Source organism: Nostoc sp., from assembly GCF_036917515.1.
Lineage (GTDB): Bacteria > Cyanobacteriota > Cyanobacteriia > Cyanobacteriales > Nostocaceae > Nostoc.
The window spans coordinates 40850-53584 of the sequence record NZ_JBALDE010000021.1 but is presented as its reverse complement, the minus strand read 5'-3'; the positions used below and the strand labels follow the sequence as shown (position 1 = coordinate 53584).

The following is a 12735-nucleotide window of genomic DNA, read 5'->3' as shown; positions in this document are numbered from 1 at the left end:
TTAAGAATTTCTTTCTTCTCTCTGTGTCCTCTGCGGTAGCCTGTGGCAATCCGCTCTGTATCTAAGTTAAAAATAGGATTTTAGCCTGAAGTGAATCGTATTGAGATATAGCAGAGTTTGCAATTACTTGGATTTAAACAATTCCTAGGGACGCTGTACATCCCTACTATGTATCTCATTCAAATAAAAATTGCTAGAAATCGTAGCACTAATATTAAAGTTTAGCCTTTGAGCAATTGGTTTAATTTGAACTTATTACCAACTATCAAATTTAAGCTTGAATTTAACTTAACGTTTTAGGTAATTTGGAATAAAATGAAATGCCCAAGCAAGTTTTTATATTTTGGCTACGTAAATATACATAGCTTTCCTATTGTGTTACCATGCTATTCAATCGTCTACCGGGTTCTGAAATTGATTTAAAGCAAATCCTCGATCAAATTAGGATGCTGGCTGGCCAAATTCACCAGTCACTTGAAGTGAGTGAAATTCTCAAGATTATTGTCAGCGAAGTTAGAAAAACCTTAGAAAGCGATCGCCTCATTATCTATCACTTTTTGCCTGATGGAGATGGAGTAATAGCAGAAGAGTCTGTAAATCATGCATGGAAACCAATCCTAGGGCAATTAATTTACAATCCTTGCTTTAATACAGCGCGATATCGAGATGGATGCGTTGATGTCATTGAAGATATTAATACTACAACACTTGACCCTTGTTATAAAAAGCTATTAACAGACTTGCAGATTCGAGCTAATTTAGTAGTACCAATTTTAGTAAACAATCAAGAAATTGATGGAGTTTCTGGTACATATCCTAATTTGTGGGGCTTATTAATTGCTCACCAGTGCAATGGCTCACGTCAATGGAGTTCTTTAGAAATTGAGTATCTCCAACTAGTAGCCGCAGAGCTAAGAATCGCTCTTGGAGAAGCAGAACGCCATCAGCGAAGGGCTACATCCTGCCAAAAACTAACGCCGCAACTCAATCAAAATCTGAAAAACTTGATAGTTCAGCCAAAGTTGAAGTTGACATCAATCAAAAGAAATCTGTATAAAAATTTTAGAGAATCCATTATAACAAGAACGGTATTGCCAAAGAATATATCAGTTGCAGACTTGATTGCATTTGACCGATTACAAACTTCAGTTTGGATTTATGATATTCAAAACTTGCAGATGTGGTGGGCGAATCAATCCGCACTGCATATTTGGAATGCTCAAAATCGAGAAGAATTGCTCAATCGCAACTTCAGTGATATTTCCCAGTTTACTCACACTCGAATGCAAAGTTATTTGCAAGAATTTCAGCAAGGGAAAACCATCACTGAAAACTGGATATTTTACCCAGAAGGAAAACCTGTTTCTCTTCGCTGCATCTTTTCTGGAATTCAAATTGAACAAGGGCGAATGGCGATGCTGGTTGAAGGATCAACACAAGTCATCAATCAAATCGATCAAGAAACACTCAGATCAATTGAAGCTCTACGTCACACCACAGCGTTCGTCTCACTTTACACGATGGATGGTGTGCCTTTGATGCAAAACCCGGCAGCCCTTCGCTGTTATCGGGACACGCTACACCCTAACTCGTCAGTTGAGAATATTTTCCTAAGTCACTTTGTCGACAAGAGTGTAGGGCAACAAGCTATGGAAGCGATTAATTTAGGTGAGATGTTCAGCATAGAGGCTCAGGTGTTCACCACTGAGGGAATTCAATGGCATGGGATAGATATACGATGCACCCGCGATCCTGTAACGGGTAACTCCATTATCCTTGTCAACGAAAAGGATATTACCAAGCAACAAGCAGCGCTACAAGAACACCAGCGTACAGAGTCAGAATTGCGCTGGCGGGAAACTTTACTGCGTTCCATGACTGACACTTCTTTGCTGGGATTCTTTGTTGTTGACAATCGCACCGACGAAATCCTTTATTTCAATCACCACTTCTGTAAAATTTGGGGCATCGAACATCTAGAAGACCAAATGCATTTGGGTGCTTTCAAAAATAATGACATTATTCCTGCGTGTATACCTTCAATTGTTGATGTATCAGTATTTGCTGAATCTTTTAAACTGTTGCAGTCTGAAGAAAATCGTAGCACGATTGAAGATGAAATTTTATTTGTTGATGGGCGAACGATTCGCCGCTTTTCCAGCCAAATTCGAGATACTCAGGATCGATACTTTGGGCGGTTATACATTTTTGAAGACATCACCCCACGCAAACAAATCGAAGCCGCACTTAAAACCAGTGAAGAAAGATGGCAGTATGCCTTGGAAGGAAATGGCGACGCAGTTTGGGATTTGAATGCTGAAACTAATGAAGTCTTTTTCTCCCAGCGATGGAAAGAAATGTTAGGGTTTACAGAGCATGAAATTGGAAATACCCTCAGTGAATGGGAAGAACGGGTGTATGTAGATGATAAAGCGAGGGTTATCGAAGAGATTATCAAGCATTTGTACGGTGAAACCCAACAATATGTCAGTGAATATCGGATTAAGTGCAAAGATGGAACTTACAAGTGGATTCTAGATCGGGGGCAAATTTCGAGTCGCGCAGCCAATGGTTTTCCCCTACGGATGCTAGGAACCCATACTGATATTACTGAGCGCAAGCGTATGGAAGAAGCACTGCGAGAAAGCGAACAACGCTATCGTTCTGTAATTACAGTGATGGCAGAAGGTATTGTTGTACAGCAATCCGATGGGCGAATTACCGCCTGTAATGACAGTGCCGAAAGAATTTTAGGGTTAACAGCCGATCAAATGATGGGGCGAACTTCCATCGATCCGCGATGGCGTGCGATTCATGAAGATGGTACTTCTGTTACAGAGAAAACTCACCCCGCCTTTGTCACCTTACGCACCGGACAACCCCAATTTCATGTCATTATGGGAGTTCACAAACTTGATGGCAGCTTGACTTGGATTTCAATCAATTCTCAACCATTGTTTGAATCCGATGAATCAAAACCATCTGCGGTGGTCGCATCACTAACAGACATCACAGACCGTAAACAGGCACAAATTGCCCTGGAACAGCAAACAGAACGGAAACGCATGGTCTATGCGATCGCTCAACATATCCGTAAGTCTTTAGACTTAGATGAAATCTTGAACACAACTGTTGCTGAAGTTCGACATTTTCTACAAACCGATCGCGTCATCATCTACCGCTTTAACCGTGATTGGAGTGGTATGGTTGTCACCGAATCTGTAGCAGAAGGTTGGCAATCGATTTTGAATATGGAAATTACAGACAGCTTTTTTGTCAAAACACAGGGACAGTCTTATCAAGAAAGTACGCTCAAAGTTACTCCAGACATCTACACTGCCGGGTTGGACCCTTGTCATCTAGAGTTATTGGAAAGGTTGCAAGTCAAAGCCAAGCTAGTTGTACCAATTTTACAAGGCGATCGCCTTTGGGGACTTTTGGTTGCTCATGATTGTAGCACCGTGCGTGAGTGGCAACCTTGGGAAAGCGAACTGCTTCAGCAATTAGCAACACAGGTGGCGATCGCTATTCAGCAATCAGAACTTTATCAACAATTGCAGCGTGCCAACCAGCAACTTGAAAATCTGGTGATGGTAGATGAATTAACTCAAATCGCCAATCGTCGATGTTTTGATAATCGGCTTAATTCTGTCTGGCAATATTTTTCACGAGAACAAGGTTTTGTCTCACTACTTTTATGCGACATTGATTATTTTAAACAATATAACGATACTTATGGTCATGCCACTGGAGATGATTGTTTGCGCTTTATTGCCAAAGCTTTCAAACAAAGTGTCAAACGTTCTGGAGATTTAGTTGCTCGTTATGGCGGAGAAGAGTTTGTCGTCATCTTGCCTAATACTGCTAGTGATGGGGCTTTTTATGTTGCCCAAGAAATTCATAAAGCTTTAGAACAGCTAAATATTACCCATGCGGCCTCGGCTGTGAAACATCACGTCACCTTGAGTATTGGAATTGCCACAGTGATTCCAACACCCAATATAGTTCCATTAGATTTGATTGAGGCAGCAGATCAAGCCCTTTATCAAGCTAAAGCAAACGGGCGTAATCGTTCTTGTATAAATAGACTGGTTTAGAGAGTGAGCATACCTGCGGTTCTTGCTACCCTACGCTAATCAAGTAATTATCCCTATATTTACAGAAGATTTCAAGTGAGTTAAGTACACAATCTAAGAGCTAATTTGTAAACTAAAGTAAAGTACTTGTCTAGTATTGGTTTCAGGAATTTAAGCCAATAAAGCACTTATTCGCTGAAACTCAGACCTAGTAATGAGTTGAGTACCCTTAAGATTTTCTTTACGAATCAGATCTAAGTCTCGAAGCCAGGTACAAAAACTATTTTTCTTCTGTTAGCGCCGCAAAGTGTAGCCTATTTTGACTCATGAATTCTGAATTCTGCTCTATCTAAAATTTCTCCACAGAAAGACTTTTAAAAAACTTATAATTTGATTGATTAATAGATAGAAAAGGAGCGATAGAGCCGCTTTAACGACTATCTTCTATCGCTTGTTCATCTGTTTTCATCGCTAACGCAGACTGGATTCTAACAACTTTAAATCACGTGAATATTAAATGACTCTTAAACCGTGTTATTAGGTACTCTTGCATCTTACTTAAGTCTGATATCTTCTAGGGAACAGCTTTGTTGTTGTCAGGTAGATTGATGAGTCGAATTAATGGATTTGTCGGACGACGTAATTTCTTGAAATTCGCCAGTGTTGTAGGTATTGCAGCTACTACTTTTGGTGATAGCTTTTGGAATACAGAGCAAACTGCTGTTGCTGATATTCACCCAGTTAACCCTAATTCAATCAGTCCGAATGAAGCCATCAGACGCTTACTTGATGGTAATCAAAGATTTATCCATCAAAAACGTCAATATCCCGATCAATCACTAGAACGCCTACGATTAGTTGCTAAAGCTCAGTATCCCTTTGCTGCCATATTGGGCTGTGCAGATTCTAGAGTACCTGCAGAAATTGTCTTCGATCAAGGACTTGGAGATTTATTTGTTGTGCGAGTTGCTGGTAATGTTGTCAGTGACACGGTTATAGGTAGTCTGGAATATTCTACAGCAGTATTGGGTTCGCAGTTGATTATAGTTTTGGGTCATAGAAGATGCGGTGCAGTAGCAGAAGCAATCAAAAACGAACCTCTTCCTGGAAGAATTGGTTTGATTATTGAGGGCATCAAACCATCTGTAGAAAGGGTAAAGTTCAGAACGGGTGATAATATGCAAGATGCAGTTATAGCCAACATTCAATATCAGACTGAAAAATTGCAAGAAAGCTCAACTATTTTAGCTAAATTGCTTGGTGAAAATAAACTAAAAATTGTTGGTGCTTGTTACGATATTGACACTGGTAAAGTCAATATTATTACTTGAATATCTCACACTTTTTAAGTGTATAATTCTTAGTTCGATGATGTTAGAAAAAATTATTAATTATATATTTTTTTGGACACCAATATAAAGTTGTATACCCCTACAGCCAATGCATTTGTTGTAAACATTTTTGAAAATAGTGTTGGTGATGTTTAAATTGATCTACGCTAACGCAAACTCACGAAAATTTAGAAAAAACTTAAAGCTTGTAACAAATAAACCCAGCAGGGACTATATAACAAGGCCGCCTGCCAGGAAGGTATAGTATATTCTGGCCATGTTTGATTGGTTAACGCTTATTTGTAAAAAATAATTGCGTATCCCTAAATACAATAACTAAATGCTTCGGAAAATACAGTTAAGAAAAGTTACTAAATAGGTTAATTTCTAATTAAAACCCAATACGCTTGGGTTAAGAGTTATTCGGTTTAGATAATTAGTTTTTCAAGACGCGATCAATCGCGTCTCTACATTAGGGTTTTGTTGCTCATTCTAAACTGTATTGAATTAAAACCAACAATTTCCCGAATGGGGAGGACAAGGGGGATAAGGGACAATGATTGAAGAAGTTTCTTCTTTGTCTCTTCCCAATGACGGCAGTTGCTCCACTTGGGGAAACCCCATCGCCCTTGGCGTCTCCCCTTGGGAGAAGACCGCACTGCCTCCCCAATCCCCAATGCTCCATAATATAAGAAAGCGCTTCACACTTCTTAAATAATTAGCTTTATTAAAACAATGGCGAGAGACTTGCGGGGATTCATTAAAATTTTGGAAGAAAAAGGACAATTACGGCGAATTTCAGCTTTAGTTGACCCAGACTTGGAAATTGCTGAGATATCCAACCGGATGCTGCAAAAAGGTGGCCCAGGGTTGTTGTTTGAAAACGTCAAAGGCGCTTCCTTCCCGGTGGCGGTGAATTTGATGGGAACTGTGGAAAGGATTTGCTGGGCGATGAATATGCAGCATCCAGAGGAGTTGGAAACTCTAGGGAAAAAATTGAGTATGCTGCAACAGCCAAAACCACCGAAGAAGATTTCCCAGGCGATAGATTTTGGAAAAGTGCTGTTTGATGTGGTAAAGGCCAAACCAGGGCGAGACTTTTTCCCCCCTTGTCAGCAAGTTGTGCTTCAAGGTAATGATTTAGATTTAAATAAGTTGCCTTTGATACGTCCTTATATTAATGATGCTGGCAAGATTATCACGCTGGGACTAGTAATTACCAAGGATTGTGAAAATGGTACTCCGAATGTAGGAGTGTATCGTTTACAACTACAATCTCAGAATACGATGACGGTTCACTGGTTATCGGTACGGGGTGGGGCGAGGCATTTGCGAAAAGCAGCCGAACGTAGGAAAAAATTAGAAGTTGCGATCGCACTTGGTGTAGATCCTCTAATTATTATGGCAGCTGCCACACCCATCCCTGTAGATTTATCAGAATGGCTGTTTGCAGGACTATACGGAGGTTCTGGTGTGCAGTTGGCAAAATGTAAAACTGTAGATTTGGAAGTTCCCGCCGATTCTGAATTTGTTTTGGAAGGAACGATTACACCAGGGGAAGTCTTACCAGATGGGCCCTTTGGCGACCACATGGGTTATTACGGCGGTGTAGAAGATTCGCCGTTAATCCGCTTCGAGTGTATGACGCACCGGAAAAATCCGATTTACTTAACAACATTTAGCGGTCGTCCACCGAAAGAAGAAGCGATGATGGCGATCGCACTAAATCGCATTTATACGCCCATACTACGGCAACAAGTATCAGAAATTGTCGATTTCTTCCTACCAATGGAAGCTTTAAGTTACAAAGCGGCGATTATTTCCATTGATAAAGCGTATCCAGGACAAGCGCGACGGGCGGCTTTAGCATTTTGGAGTGCTTTACCACAATTTACTTACACTAAATTTGTAATTGTTGTGGATAAAGACATAAATATTCGCGATCCGCGTCAAGTTGTGTGGGCCATTAGTTCCAAAGTTGACCCAGTGCGGGATGTCTTTATTTTGCCAAATACACCTTTTGATACGTTAGATTTTGCCAGTGAAAAGATTGGCTTAGGTGGACGTATGGGAATTGATGCAACTACAAAGATTCCGCCGGAAACAAGCCATGAATGGGGTTCGCCTTTAGAATCCGACCCAGATGTGGCGGCGATGGTAGAGAGACGATGGGCAGAGTATGGTTTGGCAGAGTTGCAGTTAGGAGAAGTAGACCCGAATTTGTTTGGCTATGATATGAAGTAACCTGTTATAGATCAATACAGTTTAGATAGAGCAACAAAGTCCTGACGTAGAGACGCGACTTATCGCGTCTTGAAAGACCAATTATCTACACCAATAACCCTTAACTGAAAAATATTGTGTTATAGATCATGCAGTAAAAGCACAGCAATGCTGTACCCTTACGACAGATATCATTTAAATAAATGAAAACTGCTGTAATCTTCTACTGAATGCACCACCAGCATAATTGATAAAATCGATATACAAGAGATTGGTAAATTATTTAAAAATATCAACATTAACATCAAATCCTCTAAAAAGCAAGATTCCATTAGCCTTAAATAAGCTAATAATTTCTTCTTTGTCTTAATTCTAAAATACTCATATTATCGAGATTATTAATTTATTGAACTATGCTATCTGATATAAACTGCATCTGATTATTCATATTACTTAATGAATTTTTGTCGAAATTTTAACTTACTGTTGGCGTTAACTACACCATAATATACTAACACATTAATACGCAATGATATCGTTGTGTTGCATCCATCAGCGTAGGCGTAGCCCGTCGTAGACATCGCAAAACTAAATTTTGTAAAATTAAAAGTGTTATTACAGTACTAAAATCACTTTGATAGAACTACGTTACAAAGTTAACCAGAATTTGTTTAGGTAGATTCGGAGATATAAACTAAGACTCCAGCCTTGGGTACTGATGCCAGAAACTTGAAGAAATTATGACAAAAAAAGTGAAAAATCCAGCATCAAAGTTAGCGATCGGATTGGCATTTAGTTGTATTAATATGATACTCAATACTGGTATAGCTAGTGAAATAAGTTTAGCGAAATCAAGCAATTCTCAAAAGTGTGATATTTTTGCCTACGTCACCGATACAGATGCTCAAGGTTTAAATGTGCGGAGTGGTGCAAGTACAAATAACGTAATTATAGGACAAATACCCATCAACGAAACAGTTCAGGTTATTGGTGCTGCTGGAAATTGGGTGCAAATTACTAATGCTAGCAATGGTTTTCAAGGAACTGGATGGGTATTTGTGCCAAAGTTAGGCTTAACAACGCGGGGCTACGGTACTAATGGCGTGGATTTATATGCTAGTACCAGTCAACAAAGCCAAAAAATGGGAAGAATTCCTGCCAATACAGTTGTCAAATTGTTAAGCTGTCAGGGAGATTGGGCGCAGGTGGAATATCAAGGTGTTAACGGTTGGTTAGCAAGGGAAGATCAATGTAGTGCAGCCCTTACTAGTTGTTCTTAGTGGGACTTAGGCAAAAAACACCGATAAAATGACCTCAAACGTATATTCCAAAGGGTTTTGACATCATTTTGCTTGGTTTACTGATATATCTGGGTTTTAGGCGTTTTCAGGCATTTGATGTATTTTCCTAACCCTGCAAGGGTTTGAGGCTTATTTATTGCTAAAAAATGTTTAAGTCCCGTTAGAACTCCACCTCAACCTGCAAGTGAGGAGGGGGACTATGAGATTACTTCTAAAATTTTGGTTTCGGGATATTTGTTATGGCTTATCCATTTCTAAGAATGAAGCCGTATTTAGAAGCTTCTGAATTATGGCCAGGAATACATGGGAGACTGATAGTAGCGATTGCATGATTTGGTAATAGATTACAGCAAAGAGGCAGTGCCAGCTTTGTCAGAAGCAGATGGTAGTTGTGCGGATGCACTGTTACAGAAACCAAAATATAGTAATTAAAAATACTGCTTATTAAAAGCATATACTTGCGCCATAGCAAGATAACATTGGCTTTTCCTTAAAGCTTGATACATCTTGCTAGAAAACTAAAGAGTAATTTTTGACATCGTTATTTTCAGAGTTCTGAGAATAACAATGTGACAAAATCACGAAGAATGCCTTGCACTACTTGAGCAAATTCGCTGGAATGGAAAGCCAAAGTGTCCATATTGCGAATCAACCAACGCTACTGCATACAAGAATGAGCGTATCCGCAAAACTCTCATTCAAGAGCAAATATTTTTACAAAAAATTACATTAATTGAGCGCCCAAATAATTTTCTTTGAAAGATTTAGAGTTAAATATGCTTAGTATTTTAAAAATCAATAGGATCATCAGGTGCCGCTATTTGTTCTCTACATTTATATTATTGTATATCCCAAAGAATGCGGTTTTGAAGATTATAATAGTCTTTTAATTAATGGAGATAGCAAACCGTATATAGACATTAATTACTTCTTGTAGAATTTATTTTATTTATCGTTGATAAGAAAGCAGGAGTTGTAAATCTTCATCTGGATAGTCTGGTCGATTAGAACTACTCATAAAAAATTAGAGTGATAAAATTACAATTTTAGTTGGATTTACTAATTAGAATATTTATTCACGCTTCAAAAGTCACTACCGTTAACTATGACACAATGATTTTGTTAGTTTAGCTTCGTCAAGTTACAAAGAAGCTCTGAATCAGCTAGCTAAACCACTGCGTAAGCATAACTAAAAAATGCTTCTGGCACGATCGCACTCTTTCCCCAACTTCTCAAAACTCTGGCGTAATCATACATGGTTGCACCATCAAAACTGATATAAATCCTGCTAATTGCTATGTCTTAATACATTCCCTCTAATCCAATCTCACCCTCTGCTAATTGAAAAATATTAAGAAAAATTAAGAATTATTTCAAAACAATTGGTAATTTTCTGGAATATCGCCCAAGCTAATTAAAAGGTTTACGCCGAATGGATATTTTAATAGAATAATCTCATCAAATCATCAAAAGATTCGCAGAAACAGAAATGGACTGGATTACACTACTGCGATCGCTACAGTCTGATTTTATTAAAAGATTAGCATCTGGTTGTCTGCTTCATTGTGAAACAGAAGGTCAATATAGTGAATTAACTATAATTTCTGGAGAGAGATTAAAGGCACTACGGGAATTTTGCTGGCAGATGGCTGAAAAATATAAGCGTGTTTTACCAGTGCGTGATGTTTTTATTAGCTATCTCAAAGGAAAGTTGGGTGAGGAAGTTGTCAAAGAACGTTTAGCTGATTTTATCACCGAAGTCGATTATGAAAAGCGATTTGGCGGCGATGGCAATATAGATTTTACCTTGACTTCTGACCCATCTATTGGTATAGAGGTTAAATCTCGTCATGGTCGCATTGACAGAGTTAGATGGTCAATTAGTTCTGAAGAAGTTGAAAAAAACGCAGTTGTAGTTTGCATTTTAATTCAAGAAGATGTCAGTGAAGCACAATCTGAATATCACCTTTTTTTGGCTGGCTTTCTGCCAACCCAAATGATTAAGTTGAAGACTGGTAAAATTTCTTTTGGAATAGAACAATTACTATATGGTGGTGGTTTATGGTGCTATCTAGAACAGTTACAATCTTCTATAAATAATTTTTCTCAGCAACAACCACCTATTTATAAATATCTTCCGAAACAAGAAACTCTATCTAAGCCAACTAATTATCAGGTAGTAAAATCTTCTTTTCAGCCTGAATCAAATCATGAAGATTTAAATATGTTTTATGTAAAATTGGGTGATGAATGCTTTCAAAGGGGAGAATATACAAATGCAATTACTAACTATAATCAAGCTTTACAAGTTCATCAAAGTGATGTTGATTTTTTATATTATAAACGAGGTTTAGCTAATTATCAAATAGGAGATTATGAAGCGGCGATTGCAGATTATTCTCAGGCAATACAGATGAATTTTCATGATGCTAAATCTTACAATAAACGAGGTTTAGCTCTCTATCAATTGGGGCGATTAGAGGAAGCAATTAATGATTATACTCAAGCTATTAGAATTAATCCTAATGTTGCCATAATCTATAAAAATCGGGCTGAAGCTCGTTCTCATGTTGGAGATAACCAAGGAGCAATTGAAGATTATACCCAGGCTATTAAAATTAATCCTCATTATGCTGATGTTTATAAAAACCGTGGGATTGCTCGTTATTTATTAGGCTCTCAGCCAGGATTTCCTCAAGCAATTAAGATTAATCCTCAAGATGCCATAGCTTATAAAAAACGTGGTAATGCTCGTTCAGATTTAGGAGATTTTCAGGGTGCAATTGAAGATTATACTCAAGCAATCCAGATTAATCCTAGTTATGCTGATGCTTATTACAACCGTGGTAATGCTCGTTCAGATTTAGGAGACTTTGAGGGTGCAATTGAAGATTATACTCAGGCAATCCAGATTAATCCTAGTTATGCTGATGCTTATTATAATCGTGGTAACATTCGTTTAGAAATTATAGATAAACAAGGAGCAATTGAAGATTTTCAAAAAGCGGCAGACATTTATCGTAAAGAAGGTAAACTAGAAGCACTCAAAAATACACGAGAAATAATATTAGATTTAGAGATAGAAGAATCATTAGATATTTTAAACTTCTAGATAATTGCTATATGAAGTAACCTCCAAAATTTATTTACCATTTGGCTGATTTTAGTTGATTTAGGTGATGCTGTCGCTAATGAATTGTCTTTACCATTTGACCTGAATCAGCAATGCCCAAATTGGGATTATCGAGTTTTTTAAATGAGCTAGTCTACTATTTCTTTTTTTTGATAGCCACTAAAACAGTTATACTTAGTAGACCTAACATTAACGAAGACTCAGGGATAGGTGTTATAGAAAAAGAATTAAGGGGATAACCTGTATAATAACCTTGATCGCCTATTTCTAAGTAGTCATAAGTATGAAATACATTATATGACGCCCCTCCTACGGTGTAAGCAAATCCAAATTCATCTAATGCCAGAGTTTCAACGAATAAGAGATTGTCATTGTCAAGAAATAATCTTGGAGATAATAAAGACTCTATTGGGTTGCCATTTCTTGTGCCAGTAATATCTATAATTTCATAACTATTTGTAGCTGAATCGTAGGGGCTAGTTGTTAATTTTCCTGCGACTGTAACAATGTCATTTGGGTCAAGTACACTCGCACCAGAGTAAGAAAAATTAAAAATTGCGGCTGAAACAGGAGCCATTGTAGTTGTTAAAAGGCAGACCGTACTAGTGATGGTAACTGCAAGCTTTTTGTCAAAATTCATTCCATTTTTCATTTTATTTCAAACCATTATT

7 protein-coding genes and 1 pseudogene are annotated in these 12735 nt (G+C 38.0%); 7 read left to right on the top strand and 1 reads right to left on the bottom strand.

Going from position 1 to position 12735, the window contains the following annotated elements; translation table 11 throughout:
* Positions 1–383 precede the first annotated feature (383 nt).
* The 7 genes and pseudogenes from V7K89_RS02270 (at position 384) to V7K89_RS02240 (ending at position 12043) form a co-directional block, all read left to right on the top strand.
* Positions 384–4097 (top strand): diguanylate cyclase domain-containing protein, encoded by a 3714-nt coding sequence (locus V7K89_RS02270; protein ID WP_335184130.1) that lies wholly within the window; start codon positions 384–386, stop codon positions 4095–4097.
* A gap of 587 nt (positions 4098–4684) precedes the next feature.
* A complete protein-coding gene (locus tag V7K89_RS02265; protein ID WP_335184129.1) occupies positions 4685–5407 on the top strand; it encodes a carbonic anhydrase in 723 nt (240 codons plus the stop codon).
* Between the two features lie 735 nt (positions 5408–6142).
* Complete coding sequence (locus V7K89_RS02260; RefSeq protein ID WP_335184128.1) at positions 6143–7651, top strand: UbiD family decarboxylase; 1509 nt, start codon at positions 6143–6145, stop codon at positions 7649–7651.
* A gap of 719 nt (positions 7652–8370) precedes the next feature.
* A complete protein-coding gene (locus tag V7K89_RS02255) occupies positions 8371–8910 on the top strand; it encodes an SH3 domain-containing protein (protein ID WP_335184127.1) in 540 nt (179 codons plus the stop codon).
* A 260-nt stretch (positions 8911–9170) separates the two neighbouring features.
* The gene (locus tag V7K89_RS02250) at positions 9171–9263 is read left to right on the top strand and encodes a DUF4058 family protein (RefSeq protein WP_335184126.1); all 93 of its coding nucleotides are present in this window, start codon (positions 9171–9173) and stop codon (positions 9261–9263) included.
* A 256-nt stretch (positions 9264–9519) separates the two neighbouring features.
* Positions 9520–9690, top strand: a pseudogene (locus tag V7K89_RS02245) (transposase); the annotation flags it as partial.
* Positions 9691–10420: 730 nt separating this feature from the next.
* The gene (locus V7K89_RS02240; protein WP_335184125.1) at positions 10421–12043 is read left to right on the top strand and encodes a tetratricopeptide repeat protein; all 1623 of its coding nucleotides are present in this window, start codon (positions 10421–10423) and stop codon (positions 12041–12043) included.
* 157 nt (positions 12044–12200) lie between these two features.
* Here the strand turns inward: V7K89_RS02240 and V7K89_RS02235 are convergent, their stop codons facing one another.
* A complete protein-coding gene (locus V7K89_RS02235) occupies positions 12201–12716 on the bottom strand; it encodes a hypothetical protein (RefSeq protein ID WP_335184124.1) in 516 nt (171 codons plus the stop codon).
* Between the last annotated feature and the right edge of the window lie 19 nt (positions 12717–12735).

Bases quoted from the DNA above. Each gene is read 5' to 3' on its own strand.
- V7K89_RS02270 (WP_335184130.1), top strand. From the start codon at position 384: ATGCTATTCAATCGTCTACCGGGTTCTGAAATTGATTTAAAGCAAATC.
- V7K89_RS02265 (WP_335184129.1), top strand. From the start codon at position 4,685: ATGAGTCGAATTAATGGATTTGTCGGACGACGTAATTTCTTGAAATTC.
- V7K89_RS02260 (WP_335184128.1), top strand. From the start codon at position 6,143: ATGGCGAGAGACTTGCGGGGATTCATTAAAATTTTGGAAGAAAAAGGA.
- V7K89_RS02255 (WP_335184127.1), top strand. From the start codon at position 8,371: ATGACAAAAAAAGTGAAAAATCCAGCATCAAAGTTAGCGATCGGATTG.
- V7K89_RS02250 (WP_335184126.1), top strand. From the start codon at position 9,171: ATGGCTTATCCATTTCTAAGAATGAAGCCGTATTTAGAAGCTTCTGAA.
- V7K89_RS02240 (WP_335184125.1), top strand. From the start codon at position 10,421: ATGGACTGGATTACACTACTGCGATCGCTACAGTCTGATTTTATTAAA.
- V7K89_RS02235 (WP_335184124.1), bottom strand. From the start codon at position 12,716: ATGAAAAATGGAATGAATTTTGACAAAAAGCTTGCAGTTACCATCACT.